Origin of the sequence: Brevibacillus gelatini, from assembly GCF_003710935.1 — a bacterium.
GTDB lineage: Bacteria > Bacillota > Bacilli > Brevibacillales > Brevibacillaceae > Brevibacillus > Brevibacillus gelatini.
In genome coordinates this window covers 1-21907 of sequence record NZ_RHHS01000043.1, presented here as the reverse complement: position 1 = coordinate 21907, position 21907 = coordinate 1, and the positions used below count along the sequence as shown (strand labels likewise).

Genomic DNA, 21907 nt, shown 5'->3' with positions numbered 1-21907 from the left:
CCCGGGAGAATCACACCCGGGAGAATGCCTCTTTTTGCGGCTGGACAGCGGACAGGGGCGGCAGCGCATCCAGCGCCTGCTTCAAGTCCGCAAGCAAGTCGTCCACGTCCTCCAACCCTGCGGACAGGCGAATCAAGCCATCCGTGATGCCGCGCGCTTCCCGCTCCGCTGCAGGCATTGCCGCATGTGACATCATCGCCGGATACGACAAGATCGTCTCCACAGCGCCCAGGCTCACTGCCACAATCGGCAGCTTCACCCGGTCAAACAGCGCCTTGGCCCGCTCGCGGCTCCCTACATCGAACGACAGAACCGCTCCGTGGCCGCTTGCTTGCCGTTGCTGGACGAGATGCCCCGGATGGTCAGCCAGGCCCGTGTAGTAAACGCGGCTCACGCCAGGGTGCGTGGACAGCCACTCTGCAAGAATCCCTGCTGATTTGGTGCTGACGTCCAGACGCGCCTTGAGCGTTTTCAGCCCGCGCATGACGAGCCAGCAATCCTGTACGCCGAGAATCGCGCCCATGCCGTTCTGGATCAGGTACAGCTGCTCGCCGAGCGCGGCGTCGCGCGTCACGGCCAGCCCCGCAACCACGTCGCTATGGCCGCCGATGAACTTGGTCGCGCTGTGAATGACGACGTCTGCTCCCAGCTCCAGCGGCCGTTGATAATACGGTGTCAAAAACGTATTGTCGACAATGACGAGCAGCCCGTGCTCTTTCGCAATCGCTGATACCGCCGCGATGTCGGTCACTTTCAGCGTCGGATTGGACGGCGTTTCCAGATACACCCCTTTGGTCGCCGGAGTAATCGCCGCTCGCACGGCTTCTGTCTGTGTCGCATCGACAAACGTAAAGGAAATGCCCATCCTCGACAGCACGCGGGTCAAAAAGCGGAAAGTGCCGCCGTACACGTCCTCCGCAACCACGATATGGTCACCAGCCGAAAACAGCATGAACACACTGGAGATGGCCGCCATACCGGATGAAAAGGCAAATCCGCGGGCACCGCCTTCGAGAGCGGCAATCGCTTCCTCCAGCGCGTGTCTGGTCGGATTGCCGGATCGGGCGTAGTCGTAAGTGCCTGGCTGGTCGAGGTCAAACTGGTGAAAAGTGGAAGCCTGGTAAATCGGAACCGACGACGCACCTGTGAACGGATCGATACAAGCAGAGCCATGAAGAACCTTCGTTGCAAAGTTCATCGAACAGCCCCCCCAACGGCGAGACTTGCGTCCAAAGCTTGAAACAAATCTTCGATCAAGTCTTCTGGATGCTCAATCCCGACCGACAGTCTCAGCAACCGGTCACAAACGCCGACATACTCCCGCACTTCCAGCGGAATGTCAGCGTGGGTCTGTGTCGCCGGATACGTACACAAAGACTCGACGCCGCCAAGGCTTTCCGCAAAAGAGACGATGCGCAGATTTTGCAAAAACAGACCCACTTGCTCCGCAGACCGTACCCGGAATGAAACCATACCGCTAAAACCGCTTGCCTGGCTCGCCTGGATGGCATGACCGGGATGTTCTTCCAGCCCAGGGTAGAATACCTCGGCGACAGCCGGATGCTCCTGCAGCTTTTTCGCAACAGCCAGCGCGTTAGACTGATGCCGTTCCATGCGCAGTGCCAAGGTCTTCATTCCGCGTACCAACAGCCAGCTATCTTGCGGGCCCAATACCGCGCCGATGGAATTGTGCAAAAACCGGATTTTTTCCGACAACTCCTCACCCTTTGTCACAATCAGCCCTGCCAGCACATCGTTGTGGCCGCCCAAATACTTCGTCGCGCTGTGCAACACAATATCTGCGCCAAGCTCCAGCGGGCGTTGACAGTAAGGCGTCATGAACGTGTTGTCCACGATTGTCAAAAGTCCATGCTGCTTTGCCAGCGCAGCGATTTGGCGAATATCGGTAATCTGCATGAGCGGATTCGTCGGCGTCTCGACGAAGATCGCTTTCGTCTCGGCTCGCAGCGCCTTTTGCACCGCTTCCAGATCACGCAAGTCTACGTAGGTAAAAGTCAGGCCGTAACGGGACAGCACCTGCTCAAACAAGCGATACGTCCCCCCGTACAAATCGAGCGATACAATGAGATGGTCTCCCTGAGAAAACAGACCCATGACCGTATGAACCGCCGCCATTCCCGATGCGCAGGCAAAGCCCGCATCCCCTGACTCTGCCTCCGCGATCGCTTCTTCCAAAACGGTGCGGGTTGGATTGGCCGTGCGTGTATAGTCATAGCCTGTGCTCTGCCCCAATGCCGGGTGGCGATATGCGGTGGCATAGTAGACAGGGAAGCTGACCGCTCCTGTTTTCTCATCTCGGCCTACGCCTGCCTGAATCAATTTTGTCTCTAGTCTCATCGTAACTCTCTCCCTCCAATGATCTGCGAGGGGCATGAAAAAAGCCCCCTTTCCTCTGAAAGAAGGCTTTGATTACGTCACCGTAAGCAAGACCTTCTCATCTTTCAGAGTTAATCAACTCTGCAGGAATTAGCACCATTATCTCCCCGCACGCATGAACGTGCAGGTGATTGGTTGCCGGGCATCATCGGGCCAGTCCCTCCGCCTCTCTGGATAAGAAGTTTTGCTATTCAATATTGATTGACCTAATACTAAAGGATAGCGCCGTTTTTTGTCAACAGGATTTTCCCCCGTTGCGCAAAAGTCCTGCTAGGCGTTTTTCAGCGCCGTCATGACCTGATTGTCCAGCTTCGCGGCCGCATTTTTGTCGTACGTCTTCTCGTATTGCGGCTCTACGGAAATGCGCGAGCCGTAAAACATGACGTCCCGTACGGAGTCAATCGCAATCTCGACCAGGGCCAGCTTCAGCGGAACGCCTTCCAGCCGCTCGGCTTTGAGCGTCGCGCGCCCGTTGATCGCAAAAGAGGAGCCTGCCCCAATCAAGTGCAGGACGACCTGCGGTTCTTTGGCAATATTGGCGAGAATGCGCGAGCGATTATCCACAGCAAAGCGGATCAGTCCGCTGTTCACCGCCAATGCCCAGGACAAGGAACTGAGCGATGGTGCCCCTGTCTCGTGATCGACCGTGCCGAGCGTCACAAATCGCTCTTTTTGCAGAAGCGCGAACAGGTCTTCCGACAAGGTTTGGGATACGGTTTCAGCCATTCGGATGCCTCCTCGTAAACGATAGTACGTCTATTGTACCCCCCTGATCTGACATTAGGCAAACGTTTCCTTTCCGCCTTGCTTCTGCCTGTTTTTTTCCCTAAACTGGTAGAAGCAACGCCCTAACGAATAAGGAGGTTGGAAAAAGTGGCCCCTACGCCTACAGAGCAGCTGATGCACAAAATCGACCAGGTTCTCCTTGAGTTGCAGGAAGTGCGGAAAGTAAACGAGCGCATGGATAAAATTGCCATGTTTCTGGAAGATATTCGGCTCGCAGACGTCATCCAAAACTACACAGCCCCGCGCAAGCTGCTTTGGATCAATTTCCTCGCAGGGCTTGCCCGGGGTCTTGGTTTGACGATTGGAACAGCGATCGTGCTGGCGCTGCTCGGCTCACTGTTGTCGCAGTTTCTCTCGATCCCGATCCTTGGCGATTACATCCGCGAACTGGTCGAGTACGTTCAAAGCTACAGTCAGCCGTAAACAAGACTACCTGTCGTTTCTTTTGTCGTCATCGTCGTCCTTGTCATCCTCGTCGTCATCATCCCATTTGCTATCGTGCTTTTTCCAGTAGCCGTATGCTTTCCCGTTTGGATGATTGTGGTTCTCTCGTTTCTTGTCGTCATCCTTCTTTGGCTCGGCAGCTATTTTCGTGCTCAGGGCGATGTCTGTCTGCTTTAACAGCTTGTCTTTTGCATACAGTTCCAGTTGCACGGTTTTGCCGGCAAACGAGTTGTCCGTATATTTGATGTTTACCGTATACTCACCCTTGGCGTTCGGCTTGATCTCCTTTTTCTTTCCGTCCGGCGTGATGACCACCAGCTTGTTTTTTTGCTTCACATCCCAGCCCTTGATCGTGCCCTTGAGCTGAATGGACTTTTTCTTCGGATCGTGCACCGCTGTTCCGGCAATGACATAAGTTGTGTCAGGCTGTTTGTCCGGGATGTTGACCACATCGACCTTGATCGTGTCGGAGTCGACTTTTTTCCCGTTTTCATATACTTCGATCAGCGCTTCGCCGCTCACAGCTTCCGCGTGCACATCCGTTACCGTCACGCTGAAGCTGTCGACGCCATCCCACAGTTTCTTCGGCGTCGTCTCTTTTTTCACACCGTTGTAGGAGACGACAACCTTGTCCACTCCGCGCTTGACGACACCCTTCACCTGCCATTCGCCCTTTTTGGCATCGTACTTGGAAAAGGCGTAAATCAGCCTGTTTTTCTCTTCGTCAGCCTGCGGGATGAGCTTTACTTTTTCACTGTCAGCCAAAAGAGTGCCCGCGTACGCCTGCACGGTTACGTATTGAACAGAATCGGTTGTTGGCGCGACAAAGCTGACCGTAAATGAATGCTCGCTTGTCGGAACGACCTCGATGATGTCACCGTTCGGCTTGGTGACGACCACCTTGGTTACTTCCGGCGTCACGATGCCTTTGATGTACACCTTGCCGTTTTCGGTTTGCGCACTCACGCTGACCAGTTCCTCATCCGCCTCTGTACGGCGAACCTCCAGCCAGATGTCGCCGTAATAATCGCGATAAATCTGCTCCCACTCCGCCTTGTTCGTCTCCATGTAGGTTTGCAGTTTCGTATTCAGATGGATTGGCTCCACGATCAGGTACAAATGGTCTGCCTGGTTTTTCAGCAGCATGTTCAGCGTATCCGGGTCGTTTTTGGCAAGTTCCTTCAGGTTGTAGCGGGTAACTTGCTTGCCTTCTTCGCCCATCACGACCTTGGTCGCAGGCGAACTGCCTGAACTGGCATCTGCAAAAATCGGTGTCAGACAGCCGATGAGTCCTGCCGCCGTGACCACCGCCAATACGGGCTTGCCCATGATCTTTTTCATTGATGTCTCCCCCTCTGTTATTGCCCATCGTCCCTGCCTCTTTGGGCTACCATACTGACGTGGCCTTTTTTGCAAAAGTTGCACGGCAGGAGAAAACACGTCTAAATACCTACAGCAGCTTCAGACGGTTACTCAGGCGGCTCCCGCGCTCCCAACAAAAAAGACTCTTCCGCCGCCGAACAAGTCGGAGGTGAGAAGAGTCTTTTTGCCATTCTAACTGTTGAATTTGGGCTCGTTTTCAATTGCGACCAGCAAGGACTCGACCATCTCTGCCGGATATTTGCGCTCCAACGGCTCTGTCGCTTCCTGTTTTGCCGTCAGCACGTACCAGCCGCCCTCCAGCCGATACGAAAGCTCGCCAAGCGCATGGTCCTCCTGCAGCATCTGCAGGAAAAACGCCGCCGTCTCCTGCGCCGACTGATCGTCTGGCCTTGCATCGGCCACGACTTGAATCTGCAGCCAGTTAAAGAGTGCATCATCACGTTTCACGAGGGACGCCTCACTTTCGCTCTGTTTGCTCCGGTTTGATTCGCAATTTGACGATGACCAGAATGACAATCGCAACCAGCATGGCGCTTTTCACCGGGAGCTGGACATCCAGAATCGCAAAGACCAGCGCTCCTGCGAAAAGGAGGATGTACAGGAGCAAGGTTTTCAAGATCGGCATGCGAATTTGCGTCGCAAATCCCAGGTAGTAGACAATAATCAATTGCACAAACAAAATCCAGGCCCGGTTATGATCCGCCCACAGCCGAAAGCTGTCGTAGGCGCTCAGTTGATCCGGGTTTGCCGGTACATAAGTGGAAGCAAGGTGTATCCAGTCCATCACAAATCTCTCCTGTAACGCAAAAGTCCGTGTCCTCGCACAACGAAGGGAAAGACCCGCTCTTTTGCCTAATCTTTTCCTTTTTTCAACATTTTTTATATGTATCCTTTTTACTTTATCAGGTGATAGATTTCCTGTCAAAACGGACTGCGCCTGCACTTTGCGCACGGCAACATGCTAGCCTGCCTTTTCGCGGACATGCTATGATAATAGGGCCACAAAACTAGCAAAGGGTGGGAAAAACATGAGCCTGTACGATATAGCTGTCAAGACGATTTCCGGAGAAGAAAAGACGCTGGCCGAGTACAAGGGACGTGTATTGCTGATCGTCAACACCGCCAGCCAGTGCGGACTGACCCCGCAATACAAAGGCTTGCAGGAGCTGTACACGCGCTATGCGGACAAAGGATTCGCCGTCCTTGGCTTTCCGTGCAACCAGTTTGCCGCGCAAGAGCCTGGCAGCGAGGAAGAGATTGCCGCGTTTTGCGATCGCAACTACGGCGTAACGTTCCCGCTGTTTGCCAAAATCGACGTGAACGGTCCGACTGCCCATCCTTTGTACCAGTACCTGAAAGCCAACGCTCCCGAAGGCCAGGGCGAAGAGATCGAATGGAACTTCGCCAAGTTCCTCGTCGACAGGGAAGGCCGTATCGTCAAACGCATCGGTGCCCGCGTGCAGCCGGAAGACGTGGCAGCCGACATCGAGCGCCTGCTGTAAGCCTGCCAAACCAAAAAGCCGCTTTGCTCTCACCGGAGACAAAGCGGCTTTTGCTTTTGTCGTTTCGCATCACGCGCCTACGCTTGCGGTTGTGCTTCCCAGCGCTTTTGCTTTTCGTAGCGCTCGCGATCCGATTTGCTCAAATACTTTTTGCGCAGACGGACGGATTGTGGTGTAACTTCGCACAGTTCGTCGTCATTCAAATACTCCAGCGCCTCTTCCAGCGTCAAGAGACGAGGCACCTTCATTTTTACCGTCTCATCCTTGGTCGCGGAGCGGACGTTGGTCGCGTGCTTCTCTTTGCACACGTTGACCGTCAAGTCATTGTCGCGGTTGTGCTCGCCCACGATCATGCCTTCGTATACTTCCGTACCCGGCGTGATGAACATGACGCCGCGATCCTCGACAGACATCAGGCCGTACGTGGTCGCTGTCCCGGTTTCATGGGAGATGAGTACCCCGGCGTGACGACCGCCTACCGCTCCCTGGACAAGCGGACGATAGCTGTCAAAGGAGTGGTTGAGAATGCCGTAGCCGCGTGTGATCGTCAAAAACTCCGTGCGGTAGCCGATCAGTCCGCGGGAAGGAATGATGAACTCCAGACGAACCTGGCCGAAGCCGTTGTTGACCATGTTGACCATCTCGGCCTTGCGTTGGCCCAAGGTCTCCATGACAGCCCCGGTGTATTCCTCCGGCACGTCGATCACAAGATACTCGGCCGGCTCCATTTTTTGGCCATCAATCATGCGCACGATGACTTCCGGCTTGGACACGGCCAGCTCAAAGCCTTCGCGGCGCATGTTTTCCACCAGGATGGACAGATGCAATTCCCCGCGTCCCGATACGATAAACGCATCCGGCGAATCGGTTTCCTCTACACGCAAAGATACGTCTGTCTCCAATTCTGCCATCAGGCGATCACGAAGCTTGCGGGAAGTAACGTGTTTCCCTTCGCGGCCGGCAAACGGGCTGTTGTTCACCAAAAACGTCATTTGCAGAGTCGGCTCATCAATTTTCAGCAGAGGCAGTGCATCGGGATGATCGACGTGGCAAATCGTCTCGCCTACGTTAATATCGTCGATCCCTGCGATTGCAACGATGTCTCCTGCTTTCGCTGTTTTTTGTTCCACGCGCTGCAAGCCGGAGAAGCCGAACAGCTTTTGAATCCGCGCTTTTTTCACTTCGCCGCTGCGTGTGGTGACAGATACCATTTCATTCACGTTCATGGTTCCGCGATAAATGCGGCCAATCCCGATACGACCCAGAAAGTCGTTATAATCCAGCATCGTTACTTGCATTTGCAATGGGGCATTTTCATCGGCATCAGGTGCGGGTATGTGCTCAACAATCGTGTCAAAAAGTGGACGAAGGTCGCCTTCCAGCTTATCTGGCTCCATTCCGGCGATACCTTGCAGGCCGGATGCGTAGACGATCGGGAATTCCAGTTGATCTTCGTTCGCATCGAGGTCGATAAACAGGTCGTACACTTCGTTGATGACTTCTTGAGGACGTGCATTGTCGCGGTCTACCTTGTTCACGACAACGATTGGGGTAACTTTTGCTTCGAGTGCTTTTTTCAATACGAAACGCGTTTGTGGCATACAGCCTTCAAATGCGTCAACAATCAAAAGGACGCCGTCCACCATGCTCATGATACGCTCTACCTCGCCACCGAAGTCGGCGTGGCCTGGTGTATCCAAAATGTTGATGGTGAACTCCTTGTATTTGACGGACGTGGTTTTCGCCAGGATGGTAATTCCGCGTTCCCGCTCCAAGTCGTTGGAGTCCATCATTCTCTCCTCTACCTGCTGGTTGCTGCGGAACGTGCCCGATTGGATCAAAAGCTTGTCAACCAACGTTGTTTTTCCATGGTCAACGTGGGCAATAATGGCAATGTTGCGTATGTCAAGACGCTTCATGTGAACCTCCTCTGTTTTGCATACCTTCCATATTAACAGGTCGTGAAACCCGGCACAATGGTCATTTTTTGACTGCGGAACCTCTCCCTGATTAGCATGCGCCACAATCGCCATACTAAAGACAGGAGGTGGTCTGCCATGAGGAAAAACGGGCCAAGCTATTATACAGGTTTGTTCTTGATCGCAGCAGCGCTTGTCGGGTGCGCGACTACAGGCGCAGGGCCTGACACGGGCGCGCAGGCGCAAAGCGATTCGCAGCAAGCGACGCCGCTGACTCGCGCAAGCATCGGACACGACATTAACGCCTATACGCAAGGAAGCAACGCCCAGAACTCCCTCAAAGCGTACACCTCAAACGGCTTCAATCAAGACCTGGCAGAGAAGCTGGCCAAAGCGGCCGATGATGTCCCAGGCGTCGATCAAGCTACTGTCGTCGTCATGGGCAAGGACGCCGTGATCGGCATTCTCGTGCGCGACAATCTGGGCGAGCCACAGGCAAAAGTAATCGAGCAGCAAGTCCACTCGGCTTGTCGCGCTGTCTCTCCTGCCTTGCAGCTGAACGTCTCATCCGACCAAACCGTATTTGATCGTGTGCGGGCGATCAACGCGCAAATTGCCGAGGCACAGCAAACAACCAACCCCTCAAGCGAGTTCACTGAGCTCCTTCACGATCTGCACACGATGATCCAGCAACCGCAGCGGTAATCATCGAAAACGCATGCTCTCACGTAAAAGAGGTGCGGATCTGGTTCCCGCACCTCTTGAATACTCTTCCGTTTGTTACTTGCTCACAACTTCAGCCACTTTGATTTCTGGCTCTACTACTTGCAGTTCACCTGTTCCGCGAACCAGCTTCTTCGCGTAGGTTTTCTCCGGCTTCAGCACAGATACCAAGTAGTCGATGGCAACTTGCGGATCGACCGTCTCGCCACAAGTGTAGCAATCCAGAGCGGCAAAACCGCGCTCAGGATAAGTATGAATGGACAGGTGGCTTTCCGAGAGAAGAACCAGCACGGTAGCACCCTGAGGAGAAAACTGCTTCGCTTGCACGCCAAGCACAGTCGCTCCACATGCCTCAGCAGCTTCAATCATTTCCTTTTTCAAAAATTCTGCGTCGTTCAACAAGTCAAACTGAACTCCCCATGTGTCAACAGCAACGTGTCTTCCGAAAGTCGAGTATTCCATCTTTCGGTTCCCCCTTCCTAGCAAGTGTAATGTTAAACATCGCTAGGACCTGCGTCATTCACTAACGGGGGCGGTTTCCCCTCTTGTTATCCACCCTTTAAAGTGAATCCTGGTTCCTAATCCTGTTTCCAACGAAAACAACAATACCATGTATCCGCCTACTTTGACAATACTTTTTTCGAGAAAGTCCACGAAAAAAACAGGCACCATTCGGCACCCGTTTTTGTTTACACTTTCTATACTTCCAGTTCAAACAGACGCTGCGACAACATCACTAAGCGCGTATCGATTGCGGGAAGCTTTTCCGGTGCAGCTTCCTTTGCCCAATTACGCAAATCCAGCCAGCGGTCCGTTTCCTGACGCAAGGACTCGATCTCTCTTTCGCTGCCTTCTTGCTGGAACAGCGATTCCAGCTCGCTGGCAAGATTCAGAGAAGACTTTTCAAAGACGGACGTCTCCTCGTCCCCCGACAGCTCCCGGATGCTGACCACCGATCCCTGATCGTAGTGGTACACCATCGTGAAGCCTTCGTAAATTCTGTGGACGATTCCGTAGCCACGAAACGTTTTCATCGCTTTTCTCATCGCATTGGCCAACTGCCGATCCCGAATGAGATAGGAGCTGTCGCAAGAGTAGCGATTGCCGACACGGCAGAAGCTCAGTTGAATTTCGCCGTTATGGTCAGACAGAATGACGTCGCGGTCGCCGTTGTCGCATACTTTGACATCGACTGAAATGTGTTCATTGGTGAAGAGCGAGACGAATTGGTTCAGCTCCTCTTCATTCACCGTAAAATAGGCCTTGGCGTAGTTGGTTGCTAAACGCTGTGCCATAAATATCTCCTCAATTCTTTTGGTTTCCGTGGGCCAGTTACGACCAATCTGTGTCCAAATGTAGAGGAGATACGCTAAGTGTCAACGAAGGAACGCTGTAGAACCTGGCCTTGCCCCGCGAATCGAAAGTCGATTTGGGTAATGAAGGCGGATCACCTACTTTTTGTTTTTCCGAAAAAAGCCATCCTTGACAGCTTTATTATACAACAGAAGCCATCAAAAGTCTTGAATAAAAAGCAGATGAATTCACGCAAAAATACCGAATATCTGTAATATGACGCAGGGAGACGAAATGATCTCTCTGATTCATGCAGAAGCTCCCGGTTTCATACGAAATTCCCGCAGCTCAGATACCGGAATGGCCGGCCATTGCCTTTTTGATGGCAGCCTGTTCTTCTTCGGACAAGTGATAGGATGAGGATCCCGCTTCAATCGGCTTGGCATACACGCGCGATTCTTCCCGACCGAAAATACTGGTAATCACCACACCGTTTTGAGCGTCATCCAGAATCGCCAGGGAAAAGCTGAGATCGCTGCCGACATCGCCAAAAGCGTTGTAGCGAATGATCCCTACCCTGCCGCATTGGGCTGCGATCCGCTGGGAGAGACGATTCATCGTAAACTGTTGATCGCTTTGCAGCTTTTTCACTTCATCCACCTGATCGAGGAGCCTGTGCAAGCCTTCCTCCAGGTTTGCTCCTCCGGTCCCTGTCATCAGCCTGTTGAGCGATTTGCGCATGCGACTGATGCGAACCGATTGCAGGATGACGGCAAAAAGCAAAATCAGGGTCAGCGCAATTGCCCCCAAAAGCAGGATCGCTGCATTGGGGATTTGGGATAGGAATGGTTCCAAAACATTTTCTTCCTTTCTGGTACTTGCGTTGCTTTAGACAGTTACAGCCTTCTCTATTGTAACTCCGCTTTGCCGACCGTTCAAACAAAGTCTTTGGCAAACCGGGAAATGCGAAAATTTGCGCAACCAAAAAAAGCGACACCCTCATCTGTGAGTTGTCGCTTCTTTCATTCCGTATGCCAATGTGTCAAACTCATCGTCCTATGGTTATCCTCCAGTCTACCTACACTTCCAAAAGCAGCATTTCCCGACGAAGCTCTTTTAAAATTTCCATTGATTTTTTAATCTGGGCCTGATCCTCTGCCTGTATCGCGTCAAACAACGTCGCCAATTCATAATCGAGTTCCAAACGCAAAACCGGAATACGCTCCTCGGAGTCACGCCGTTTCAAGGCGGCAATCACTTGGTCCATCGTCACATTGCAGAATTTTTCGTAGATCATTTTTTCCTCAGCTCCTTTTATTTCCACTATTCTGACGACTTCTCCGTACTGGACGTGCTTCATCAAGATGCAGTCATCCACTCTGACTTTGATGATGGCGTGCCCCTTTGCCCGTTCCACGAAGTGGTACAGTACCAGCGCCACCCGCAAGTCATGGACAGGAACGCCAGTCACCTGCAGCTTGTAAGACCCGTTTAGCCGCTGCATTTTCCAGTCGGAAAGGCCGTCCGTGGTGTTCACGAGGAGGTGAAACTGCTCGGGAAATTCCTTCCACGTGACGCTCACCCCCGCTTCCACCAGGGCCTGCACCATCGCGTGCAATGTCTTGCGATCAAACCAAACCGCCAGATTGTCATACTCATACTCCAGCTCCATGCCGAGATTCATCCAGGCCCCTCCCGTTGACAGAATACTCAGATTTCGTTTTTTGCTGTAAGGGAGTGAGTGGTATATCATATTATTCACGCTTCCGTTTTGCTATTCATATCCCGGCAAGTATTTTTTTCCTGCGTGATATGATATTATATGGTGGATTCCAAGCTCCCTTGACAAAGACGTTCGCCCTTTTCTTTTTCGCGGCGTTCGATCATGATAGATGAGGTGTTTGTTTCCATGACTGCGTTTTCCGGCTTTCGCCAAGAAGATTTTGACGTTTTTGCCGTTGATGGACTCGACCAGCGGATGGACGCAATCAAGACCGTGATTCGCCCCAAGCTTGAAGCGCTTGGCCACCATTTCGCGCCCATTTTGTCAGCAGCAACCGGCGATGAGATGTTTTACCATGTAGCCAAGCATGCCCGCCGCACCGTGAACCCGCCATCTGATACGTGGGTTGCCTGGGCCAATGACAAGCGCGGGTACAAAAAGCATCCGCATTTTCAAATCGGCCTGTGGCAAACGCACCTGTTCGTCTGGTATGCCGTCATTTACGAAGCGCCGGCCAAGGCCCAGATCAGCCAGTCTTTCAGCGAGCATCTCGATGAAATCATGGCGCTGGTGCCCGATCATTTCCACTGGTCGCCCGATCACACCTCGCCTGCAAGCACTTCCCAGGCAGAGCTGGGCAAAGACGGTGTGAAAAAGCTGGTGGACAGGCTGGCACAGGTAAAAAAAGCGGAGCTTCTCTGCGGCGTGACCATTGATCGCCACGACCCGGTGCTTGCTGACCCGCAGGCGCTTTTGGGACAGCTCGAAAACACGTTTGCCGTACTCAGCAAGCTTTATACCATCGACCGTTAAGCTTTCCTCTATCGCCTCCCTAACATTTGGTAAAAATATATGCAAAAGAACAGGTCCGCTTTCTTTTGAAAAGCGTTTGCCTGTTCTTTTGTTTTTCGCATACCGTCACCAGGCGGGGCATCCTAGAGGAAAAGGAGCGTGTCCTCTGCTCTAGCCGCGAATGGCTCTCAGCCGTTGAAGACCGTCTTCCCCCTCCTGAAACATCCGCTCGAACAGCTCCTGAACGGATGGGATGTCCGAGATCAGGCCGATAACCTGACCTGCCCAGCCAAAGCCATGCTCACTGTCGCCTTCGTAGATGAAGGTGCGATTATTTTCGCCGCTGATGAGACTTTTCAGTTCCTCATAGCCGGCGCCTTCTTTTTCCAATTGCAAAATGCGGTCGGAACCTGGCGTGCGCACCACCCTTGCCGGCGCTCCCAGCGTTCTTTTGATGACAGCCGTGTCTTGCTCGGTTCCTTTCAGCAAGGCTTCCTTGTACGCTTCGTGGGCATGTACGCACTCCTTGGTCGCGATGAACCGGGTGCCCATCTCCACGCCTTCCGCACCGAGCGCGAGAGCGGCCAAAAGTCCACGGCCATCGCCAATCCCGCCGCTGGCCAGTACCGGAATGCTGACAGAATCCACGACACGCGGAATGAGCACAAATGTCCCGATGTCATCTCGTCCAAGATGACCGCCGCCCTCCTGCCCGACGGCCATGACTGCGTCTGCCCCGATTGCCTCCGCTTTTTGCGCCTGCCGCACCGATGCAACCAGGACCAGCTTTTTGATCGGATGGCCATCGAGTCGGCGCAGAAGCGGCTCGGGATTGCCTCCGGTCACAGAGATGGCGGCGACTTTTTCTTCGATGGCGACCTCCAGTGCTTCCTCATACGGCCGATTGTGTTGGCCAATCGCGAAATTGACGCCAAACGGCTTGTCTGTCAGCTCACGCACCTTGCGAATTTCTTCGCGCAACGCTTCGGCAGACGGCAGCGTCATCGCCGTGACCTGACCCAGCCCGCCTGCGTTTGACACGGCAGCGGCCAGCTCGGCGTACGCCAGATAGGCCAAGCCGCCCTGAACCACCGGATATTTGATTTGCAACAGCTCGGTTACTTTCGTTTTCATCTCCATCACCCCGTTTTTGTAAAGCTTCTCGGCAAGCAGGGAAAACTCCTGCTGCCACACGCGAATATGAATAAAAATTCGCTTGCTTTCCCCCCCTATTTTGCTATACTCAATTTGTTTGTTTTATCCCCTTTATTCTTGATTCGTAAAGTGAGGCGATCGTAGTGAGACAAATGAAAACTCCTTTGTTCAGCGGGTTGTTGGAACACGCCAACCGGAACCCGATTCAATTTCACATTCCGGGCCATAAGAAGGGTATGGGCATGAATCCGGCATTTCGCGAGTTCATCGGGGAGAATGCTCTCTCGATAGACCTCATTAACATTGCGCCACTGGATGACTTGCACCATCCGAAGGCGATGATTAAAGAAGCACAGGAATTGGCTGCCGAAGCGTTCGGCGCTGACCATACATTTTTCTCCGTTCAGGGGACAAGCGGTGCCATTATGGCGATGATTATGGCGACATGCCGCCCTGGCGACAAAATCATCGTACCGAGAAACGTGCATAAATCTGTCATGTCGGCGATTATTTTCGCCGGAGCGGTACCGATTTTCATTCATCCAGCGATGGACGAGCGTCTGGGGATTTCCCACGGGATTACTGTGAAAGCTGTGCAAAAAGCACTGGAAGCCCACCCTGACGCTGCGGCACTTTTGGTTATCAACCCTACCTACTTCGGCATTGCCGGAGACTTGCGGGAGATCGTGCGAACCGCGCACAACTACGAAATTCCGGTCCTGGTGGACGAGGCGCACGGCGTGCATATTCATTTTCATGAGGACCTGCCGATTTCCGCCATGCAGGCTGGGGCCGACATGGCTGCGACGAGCGTACACAAGCTTGGCGGCTCGCTGACGCAGACGTCCATCCTGAACGTGCGCGAAGGCCTGGTCGATGTTGACCGCGTGAAAACGGTACTGAGCATGCTGACGACGACGTCTACGTCTTACATCTTCCTGGCTTCGCTCGATATGGCCCGCCAGCACCTGGCGCTTAACGGAAAGATGCTGGTCGAACAAGCGATGCAGCTCGCGAACAAGGCACGCGACCTCATCAACGAGATTCCGCGCATTTACTGCGTCGGCAAAGAAATACTCGGAAAGCCGGCAACGTTTGCCATGGACCCGACGAAGCTGTTGATCCACGTCCGCGATCTCGGCATTACCGGCTGGGAAGTGGAAAACTGGCTGCGCGACAAGTACAACATCGAAGTGGAAATGAGCGATCTGTACAACATTCTCTGCTTTGTCACGGCAGGGGATACAGAAGAATCCATTCTTGCACTTGTAAACGCGCTGCGCGAGCTGTCCGTGGAATTTGCCCATGTGCAGGCGGAAGAAATGCCGACCATTTCCTTGCCAAACATTCCCGTACTGTCCACGACGCCGCGTGATGCTTTTTATGCGGAGACGGAGACAATCCCGCTCACCGAAGCCGCAGGTCGTGTCATCGCGGAGTTCATCATGGTGTATCCGCCGGGGATTCCCATTTTCCTGCCGGGAGAGGTCATTACAGAGGATAACATTTCCTACATTCAGGAAAACATCCGCGTCGGTCTGCCTGTCCAGGGACCTGAGGATGAGTCACTGAAAACGATCAAAGTCATCAAAAGACAAACCGCGATCTCGGGTTAAGCACCCTTTTTGGCGGTCGAAGCCGTTGCCCCCTTTTGCCGGGGCAACGGCTTTTTTTCTTCTGGTCCGGGGATGTATTGCCTGAACCTTTTGAGCTAAGATAGAAATGGGAAAAATCAGGAAGGTGATGATGAAAATGCCAGACTGGTCCTACCAGACGTTGTTCAAGCCACTGCTTTTTCTCATGCCGCCAGAACGGGCGCGAAGCTTCACGCTCACTGCCATCGGCACATTGGCAAAGCTGCCCGGCGGCCCTGCCATGATCGAGCTGATGGGCCATATGCAGCCGCCCGCCGAATTAGCCAAATCAGTCGGGGACCTGACCTTTCCGACCCCTGTCGGTCTGGGGGCAGGACTCGATCCTGCGGGAAAAGCGCTCGACGCACTGTCCCGCTTCGGCTTTGGCTACATCGAGCTGGGGCCGGTTACGCTGGAGCCATTGTCTTATCCAGGGCTTACCTTGCGCGAGACGATGGATGTCTCCCTTACATACAGCGCACCACTGGAAAATCCGGGAGTCGCCGCTCTGGAAGAGTGCCTGCGCCGCTCCCCGGCTGTAGCCATCCCCCTTGGAGCCAGACTTGGCTTTCGCCCGGGGGCTGCGCTCGGGGAAGCGACTGCTGAACGAGAGCAGTTGATTTCGCGGCTACAGCCGTACTGCTCGTTTTTCTCGCTGGACTATCGGGCGCATCAAGGAGAGCAACCGTGGAGCGATGCCCAGTGGCAAGAGCATTTGTCCCGTCTGCGGCTGACGACCAAACGCCCGATCCTGCTGGTTTTGCCACCGGGGCTGGCAAAAGAAGAGTGGCTTTCGCTGCTTTCTATCGCCCGTACAGCAGGGCTGGATGGCATCATGGTGGCTGGCGGCGTGAAAAAGGCTCCAACAGATGCAAAAGCTTCGCAGGCGCTCCTGTACCAGACAGGCAAACCGTCTCGCGAGGCCGCCCTGCAATCGGTCAGGTGGACGCGGCAAAGCTGGCCCGACTGTCTGCTGATCGGCTCCGGCGGGATCATCGAGCCTGCTGATGCCTTGGCCTTTTTGGAAGCTGGCGCCGATTTCGTACAGTTGCACAGCGGCCTCGTGTACGCGGGCCCCGGCTTGCCCAAAAGGGTGAATGAAGCCATCTGGCAAACCCGCGCTGCCCATCAGGCTGTCGGGACTACGGGCGTAGACGATTGTAAAAAACAAGCAGCAGCATCCGTGACCGCAGATTCCGCCGCGAAGCAGGATCGCGCCGCCCGTGGGTTCCCTGCCTGGGTGTGGGGGCTTCTGCTCGGGATCGGGATGATCGTCGGCGGAGCACTGGCATGGCTGGTCGCAGTCTCCACTGTCATCCTCCCGTACGACGAACGCTTTTTGCAAATGACAGCGGAGCAACTGGCACAGATCAGCCCCCAGTTGCTTTCCTTCATGTCGCATGACCGGATCTGCCTGGCGGGAACGATGATCTCGATCGGTATTATTTACGCGCAGTTATCCCTTCACGGCCTGCAGAGCGGCATTCACTGGACGCGCGCCGTGTTGCTCGCCTCCGGAGCTGTCGGGTTCTCCAGCTTTTTCCTGTTTATTGGCTACGGTTATTTTGACTACTTGCATGCTGTACTCGCGCTCCTGCTGCTCCCCCTGTTTCTATTGGCCTTGCGCACACCAGCGAGCAGACACCTGCCTGCGCTTCCTCCAGAGCGGCACAACGACCGCGTATGGAAAATGGCACTGTGGGGACAGCTTTTGTTTGTGGTCATTGGGTTTGCTTTAACCGGAGCCGGGCTGGTTATTTCCTTGATCGGGATCACAGGCGTCTTTGTCCCTTCCGATCTCGTCTTCCTCTGCGTATCGGCCGAGATGCTGCACGCTTTTAACGAGCGGCTGATCCCGCTGATCGCCCACGACCGGGCTGGCTTCGGCGGCGCTCTCGTCTCTGACGGCCTTGCCGTCCTGCTCATCAGTCTCTGGGGCTTTCGCCGGGGCGAAGCATGGGTCTGGTGGACGCTGTTACTCGCGGGCATCCCCGGCTTCGCTGCCGGCATCGGGATTCACTTCGCGGTTGGCTATGTTGATTTTGTGCATTTGCTTCCTGCCTACATAGCGGTCTTGCTGTTTTTGGCGGGGCTGGTGCTGGCAAAACCTTATTTGACAGAAGCAACAAAAAAAGGCGACTAAGCTGTGCCAGTCGCCTTTTTTTGTTTACTTGTAAATTCGAACGTCGATTCCTCTGACACCCGCTTTTTCAAACAAATCAGCCATACGGTCAGAATCCATTAAACCGTCTTTTAACGACAGTGTCACTTCATCTTTTGTCCCTTGGAAGAAGACAAACACAATTTTGGAGAAACCGGCGCTTTCCAGTTTTTCCCCCAGCGTGCCGTCGATCATCAAGTCAATCAATCGATACTCTTTGTAATCGCCTGGCTCTGGTTCTGGTTCTGGCTTGGGTTCTGGATCTTCTACAGCATCATCATTACGCGGACTTGCAAATGCCATCGTGTACACGACAGGCCCCCCGTCGCGCTCGTCGATCCAGACGATGCGATTGCCGCCGATTCTCGGGCTGGAAATCTCCGCATCATCGTCAAACTCTATATCGCTGTAAGAGCGATCTTCTACATCGTACAGCTCATAATAAAAATCTTTTTCTTTGGAAGACAAGCGGTTATCTTCAAAAATAATCATATTGCGGGAAGCTTGCGGATTTTTTTGGTCGCCCTCTGAGTAGCGAAGCAGCAACTCAGTCCGCTGACGTTCGATTCGGTAATAGTACAAATCCCAGCCATTTTTGGCTCCTCCGCTGTTTTCGCTCCAGACCACAAAGTCGTCCCCAATTTGCGCGGACTGTACTTCCACGTTTTTGCGAATCAACAGATCATCCTGCTCTTCAATATCGTACAGGTAAATATTCGCTGTTTTCTTGCCGGATTCTTCCACCCAGACAACGTAATTGCCGTAAATATCCACACTCAACGGCTCGTTTTTCAGACTGGTAACTTCTATTTCCTTGCCTGTTGCCAGGTCGGTAATCATCAGGTTGGCGCGGCGGTCAAGATTGACCCACAACAGCTTGGTGCCGTCGACCTCATACAATGTTTCGCTCGGCAACTGGTCGTCATCTTCGTTCGTAATCTGCTTTTCCGTGCCTTTGCGAATGTCGTAGGCAATGAGTGCGTCTTCCCGCTTGTCGTACCAGACTACGTACTTGCCGCTCACAACCGGACGAACCGGGTCTGCATTGCTTTTGCTGATGATCTTGCTCGTTCCTTTTTCCGTATCGTACAGAACAACGGAGGTTTTCTTTTTCGACTCTGACAAATACACGACATAGCGGTCAGAGCCGTCCGGTTGGCTTGGCTCTCCGGAGGTAGCACCCAGCGTAATTTCTTCTTTTTCGTCCAGATCGTAAATATGGAGACGCAGCTTTTTGTTGTTGTCTCTCTTTGCATACATGGCGTAGTCTTCGTAAATGCGAGGAGCGAGAGGCTCAAACACACTGGTCGCGATTTCTTTGCCCGAAGACTTGCCAACTTCTTGATACGCCAAATCATCGTCGTCCAGGTAGAGAATCGTGTCTTTGTAAATATGTACACCCGACTTGGAGGATGTCGTATTCGTCAGCTGCTTGTTTCTTCCCGTGCCGATGGTGTAAACGTATACCTGTTGTCCGTGTAGATAGGCAATTTTGTCGCTGTAAAGGCTCGGATCCGTCTGCTGCGCCTTGCCCTCTACAGCCACTTCCTCTTTTTGCTTGCCGATGTCGTAGTAGTAGATGTCCGGGTTGCCGGCACGGGAATCTTCCCACGCTACATAGCTGTCGCTGACAGTCGGATCGCTGGCTTTGCCGCTGGTAGATACGCGGGTTGTGTCGCCTGTCGCGATGTCGTACATGAAAATGTCTGTTCCTGCATCACTTTTTCCCGACCAAACGACCTTTTTCCCCGAAATCTCCAGATCGGTTGCAGAGGCATTTCCGCTGGTCAGGCGAATTTCCTCGTCGTTGGCGATGTCGTACAAATACACGTCTGCTCCGCCGTGGCGGGAATCGATCCAGACGGCGTATTTTCCGTCGACCCGCGGTTTTTTCTTTTCAGAATTTTTGTTGCCGATCTTCGTCTCGGTCTGCTTGCTCAAATTGTACAGAGTGAGCGTTTGTTCCCCTTCCACTTTCCAAACCGCATATTCCTTGGAAATGTCAAAGCCGTCTCTGGAAATTTCCGGCTGACTTACGTCAATTTTGATTTCCTGTCCGATACTGCTCGCAAACGCTGGAGTCCCGGTCCACAGGGAGGTGACCAGCAGCGCGGCGGCCAGCAAACCCTGCATGGGCTTACGTTTCATGAAACAATTCCTCCTTTTGCAACGAATTACACTCTTCCTCATTATCCTCCAATATGAAAAGGTTGTCAAAAAAAACAGGCCTTTGTTGAAAGGCCTGCACCGTTTTCGTCATTCTTTTTCCTGTCTTTGCTCCGGTCTGCATTCGCAATTGCATACGGCATAAAGCGTTTTCACTGAGTTGCTTTCAAAATGCTCGATGATGGTCCCGCAAGTCTGACATACGATAGTTCCCATCTGTGTCCCCTCCGCATTGTTATTCCAAATGAAATGTGATGTCACATATGATTTGATTTATCATGCTCTTATATTAATATGACACATTATTCACAGTCAATACGGTAATGAAACACATTTTACACCAATTAGTATGTCACATTTTGTCGCAAACGATCTCCTTCATCCAGCCGTTCATTTGCCTGAGTACGTCTTCCCGTTCCGGCTCGTTCAGCACTTCGTGGCGCAAGCCCGGAAAGCGGCGAAACGTCTTGTTCCCCTGGATGCCCTCTGTAAAGCGCTCCACGGCGTCTGCATCAACCAGCGAGTCGTCGCCCGCCTGCAGCACCAACACAGGCACCTTGAGCCGTGCACGCTCCTCCCAGGCCGCCTGCATCGCTTTGTGCAGTTCCTGGAACCAGCGCACGCTCACTTTCGGATAATTAAGCGGATCGTCTTTGTAGGCCGCTTGTACGGCCTCGTCCCGTGAGACCATGTCGGGCGTGATCCCGTTTGCGAGCGCAAGCGTCGGCCAAAAGCGGTCCAGCAGTTTTGCTGCCTGCGCCTTCCAGGCCGGCACCTCCAGCTTTAACCGAAGGCACGGGGAGGTCAACATCAGCCCTGCCAGCTCTTGCGCCGCTTTTTCACTCTGCACGAAGCGCACAGCAATCAATCCGCCCAGGCTGTGCCCCAGCAAAAAAACGGGCCGTTTGCCCGCGCTGTCTTCCAGGGCCGCTACGGTCCACTCCCGCACCTTTTTCACATAATCGTCAAACGAATCGATATGCCCCCTGATTCCCGGGGAGCGCCCCCAGCCAGGCAAGTCATCCGCATAGACGTCCCACCCCTGTTGATTCAAAAATGCAGCGACGTGCGCGTATCGGCCATGGTGCTCTCCCGTGCCGTGCACCAGCACAACCGCTCCTTGCGACTCCTTTGCCGACCATTTATGTACACTCATGTTCGCCCCTCCCCCTTCTCTATCCCGATTTTATGCTGTGGCAGCCCGCTTCGTAAACAGGACGCTTTCTGCCGGAACAGCCCAACTGCTGGAGGAAGTCTTGGGACCAAGAAAAAACGAGCAGAAGATAAACTTCTGCTCGCCCGCTAATACTGATTTTCTTCAAATGGAACGGGAGGCAAGTACTCCTGGAAAAATTCGGCGAGTGTCTGGGCTTCATTTTCCGTGTTCAGTCGGAAAATTTTCTGCAGGTACTCTGGATTGACCGCATCCTCTGAACTGAGAAGGGTAGATTGCCCCGTCTGCATACAGATCACCAACGGCTTTCCATAAAACTTGTGCGTGAATACAATGCCGAAGTCGTGTCTCGTTCCCTCGGCGATAAATCCGAGAAAACGGACGTTTGCGTTTTCTGAAACGTCGTATAAGTGGTCGTAGCGCTCCATCAGCAATCCCTCCCACTATAAAGTAATGTTTTCTCCTGTTTTCTCGCTCATTCTCTGTTTTTTAACTTTGACATCTTAAAGCTCTTGTCGGAAGATTGAAGGAGATACAAATATTTCTGTAAGGGCTGTGGCGGGAATAGAGCCTGCAATCACCAGTTTCCAGACTGTGGATAAAAAGGTATGATCGCACAGTGGATCTCCACATCCGCCCTCGGGGTTTATCCTCC

General features: G+C 53.3%; 22 protein-coding genes and 1 riboswitch. Of the genes, 6 read left to right on the top strand and 16 right to left on the bottom strand.

Going from position 1 to position 21907, the window contains the following annotated elements; translation table 11 throughout:
• Positions 1-10: 10 nt before the first annotated feature.
• The 3 genes from EDM57_RS17985 to EDM57_RS17975 form a co-directional block, all read right to left on the bottom strand.
• Positions 11-1198: a trans-sulfuration enzyme family protein gene (locus tag EDM57_RS17985; protein WP_122906069.1), complete on the bottom strand. Its 1188-nt coding sequence runs from the start codon at positions 1196-1198 to the stop codon at positions 11-13.
• Positions 1195-2358, bottom strand: coding sequence for an aminotransferase class I/II-fold pyridoxal phosphate-dependent enzyme (locus tag EDM57_RS17980; RefSeq protein WP_122906068.1), 1164 nt, complete (start codon positions 2356-2358; stop codon positions 1195-1197). The genes EDM57_RS17985 and EDM57_RS17980 overlap by 4 nt, the downstream gene beginning before the upstream one ends.
• A 94-nt stretch (positions 2359-2452) precedes the next feature.
• Positions 2453-2578, bottom strand: a riboswitch (SAM riboswitch).
• 89 nt (positions 2579-2667) lie between these two features.
• The gene (locus EDM57_RS17975) at positions 2668-3123 is read right to left on the bottom strand and encodes a pyridoxamine 5'-phosphate oxidase family protein (RefSeq protein ID WP_122906067.1); all 456 of its coding nucleotides are present in this window, start codon (positions 3121-3123) and stop codon (positions 2668-2670) included.
• Positions 3124-3297: 174 nt separating this feature from the next.
• Here EDM57_RS17975 and EDM57_RS17970 point away from each other — a divergent pair, with 174 nt between their 5' ends.
• Complete coding sequence (locus EDM57_RS17970) at positions 3298-3606, top strand: DUF5665 domain-containing protein (protein WP_211338269.1); 309 nt, start codon at positions 3298-3300, stop codon at positions 3604-3606.
• 6 nt (positions 3607-3612) lie between these two features.
• Here the strand turns inward: EDM57_RS17970 and EDM57_RS17965 are convergent, their stop codons facing one another.
• The 3 genes from EDM57_RS17965 to EDM57_RS17955 form a co-directional block, all read right to left on the bottom strand.
• On the bottom strand, positions 3613-4968 hold the full coding sequence (locus tag EDM57_RS17965) for a hypothetical protein (protein ID WP_122906065.1): 1356 nt from the start codon (positions 4966-4968) through the stop codon (positions 3613-3615).
• 213 nt (positions 4969-5181) lie between these two features.
• Entirely contained in the window at positions 5182-5457 is a 276-nt protein-coding gene (locus tag EDM57_RS17960) for a hypothetical protein (protein ID WP_122906064.1), read from the bottom strand.
• A gap of 10 nt (positions 5458-5467) precedes the next feature.
• Positions 5468-5794: a YlaH-like family protein gene (locus tag EDM57_RS17955; protein WP_122906063.1), complete on the bottom strand. Its 327-nt coding sequence runs from the start codon at positions 5792-5794 to the stop codon at positions 5468-5470.
• 244 nt (positions 5795-6038) lie between these two features.
• On the opposite strand from EDM57_RS17955, the gene EDM57_RS17950 reads away from it, so the two are divergent.
• Positions 6039-6512 (top strand): glutathione peroxidase, encoded by a 474-nt coding sequence (locus tag EDM57_RS17950; protein ID WP_122906062.1) that lies wholly within the window; start codon positions 6039-6041, stop codon positions 6510-6512.
• A gap of 77 nt (positions 6513-6589) precedes the next feature.
• Here the strand turns inward: EDM57_RS17950 and typA are convergent, their stop codons facing one another.
• Complete coding sequence (typA, locus tag EDM57_RS17945; RefSeq protein ID WP_122906061.1) at positions 6590-8431, bottom strand: translational GTPase TypA; 1842 nt, start codon at positions 8429-8431, stop codon at positions 6590-6592.
• 138 nt (positions 8432-8569) lie between these two features.
• On the opposite strand from typA, the gene EDM57_RS17940 reads away from it, so the two are divergent.
• Positions 8570-9136: a YhcN/YlaJ family sporulation lipoprotein gene (locus EDM57_RS17940; protein ID WP_122906060.1), complete on the top strand. Its 567-nt coding sequence runs from the start codon at positions 8570-8572 to the stop codon at positions 9134-9136.
• A 75-nt stretch (positions 9137-9211) separates the two neighbouring features.
• On the opposite strand, the gene speD is transcribed toward EDM57_RS17940, so the two are convergent.
• The 4 genes from speD to EDM57_RS17915 all read right to left on the bottom strand — a co-directional run bounded on the left by speD (position 9212) and on the right by EDM57_RS17915 (position 12131).
• Positions 9212-9616 carry an adenosylmethionine decarboxylase gene (gene speD / locus EDM57_RS17935; protein WP_122906059.1) on the bottom strand — a complete coding sequence of 135 codons (405 nt, stop codon included), beginning with the start codon at positions 9614-9616 and terminating at the stop codon, positions 9212-9214.
• Positions 9617-9852: 236 nt separating this feature from the next.
• Positions 9853-10449 carry a hypothetical protein gene (locus EDM57_RS17930; RefSeq protein ID WP_122906058.1) on the bottom strand — a complete coding sequence of 199 codons (597 nt, stop codon included), beginning with the start codon at positions 10447-10449 and terminating at the stop codon, positions 9853-9855.
• A 346-nt stretch (positions 10450-10795) separates the two neighbouring features.
• Positions 10796-11302 (bottom strand): DUF4446 family protein, encoded by a 507-nt coding sequence (locus tag EDM57_RS17920; protein WP_122906056.1) that lies wholly within the window; start codon positions 11300-11302, stop codon positions 10796-10798.
• 223 nt (positions 11303-11525) lie between these two features.
• Entirely contained in the window at positions 11526-12131 is a 606-nt protein-coding gene (locus EDM57_RS17915) for a hypothetical protein (protein ID WP_122906055.1), read from the bottom strand.
• A 225-nt stretch (positions 12132-12356) separates the two neighbouring features.
• Here EDM57_RS17915 and EDM57_RS17910 point away from each other — a divergent pair, with 225 nt between their 5' ends.
• Positions 12357-12983, top strand: coding sequence for a YktB family protein (locus EDM57_RS17910; protein ID WP_122906054.1), 627 nt, complete (start codon positions 12357-12359; stop codon positions 12981-12983).
• Positions 12984-13133: 150 nt separating this feature from the next.
• Here EDM57_RS17910 and EDM57_RS17905 read toward each other — a convergent pair whose 3' ends face one another.
• Positions 13134-14096 (bottom strand): NAD(P)H-dependent flavin oxidoreductase, encoded by a 963-nt coding sequence (locus EDM57_RS17905; RefSeq protein WP_122906090.1) that lies wholly within the window; start codon positions 14094-14096, stop codon positions 13134-13136.
• A gap of 164 nt (positions 14097-14260) precedes the next feature.
• Here EDM57_RS17905 and EDM57_RS17900 point away from each other — a divergent pair, with 164 nt between their 5' ends.
• Positions 14261-15733 carry an aminotransferase class I/II-fold pyridoxal phosphate-dependent enzyme gene (locus EDM57_RS17900; RefSeq protein WP_122906053.1) on the top strand — a complete coding sequence of 491 codons (1473 nt, stop codon included), beginning with the start codon at positions 14261-14263 and terminating at the stop codon, positions 15731-15733.
• A 136-nt stretch (positions 15734-15869) separates the two neighbouring features.
• The gene (locus EDM57_RS17895; protein ID WP_122906089.1) at positions 15870-17894 is read left to right on the top strand and encodes a beta/alpha barrel domain-containing protein; all 2025 of its coding nucleotides are present in this window, start codon (positions 15870-15872) and stop codon (positions 17892-17894) included.
• A gap of 24 nt (positions 17895-17918) precedes the next feature.
• Here the strand turns inward: EDM57_RS17895 and EDM57_RS17890 are convergent, their stop codons facing one another.
• From EDM57_RS17890 to EDM57_RS17875, 4 genes are all read right to left on the bottom strand, one after another.
• Positions 17919-20060 carry a hypothetical protein gene (locus EDM57_RS17890; RefSeq protein ID WP_122906052.1) on the bottom strand — a complete coding sequence of 714 codons (2142 nt, stop codon included), beginning with the start codon at positions 20058-20060 and terminating at the stop codon, positions 17919-17921.
• A 108-nt stretch (positions 20061-20168) separates the two neighbouring features.
• Positions 20169-20294, bottom strand: coding sequence for a GapA-binding peptide SR1P (locus tag EDM57_RS17885; protein WP_122906051.1), 126 nt, complete (start codon positions 20292-20294; stop codon positions 20169-20171).
• A gap of 136 nt (positions 20295-20430) precedes the next feature.
• Positions 20431-21234, bottom strand: coding sequence for an alpha/beta hydrolase (locus tag EDM57_RS17880; RefSeq protein ID WP_122906050.1), 804 nt, complete (start codon positions 21232-21234; stop codon positions 20431-20433).
• Between the two features lie 146 nt (positions 21235-21380).
• On the bottom strand, positions 21381-21680 hold the full coding sequence (locus EDM57_RS17875; protein WP_122906049.1) for a DUF3055 domain-containing protein: 300 nt from the start codon (positions 21678-21680) through the stop codon (positions 21381-21383).
• Between the last annotated feature and the right edge of the window lie 227 nt (positions 21681-21907).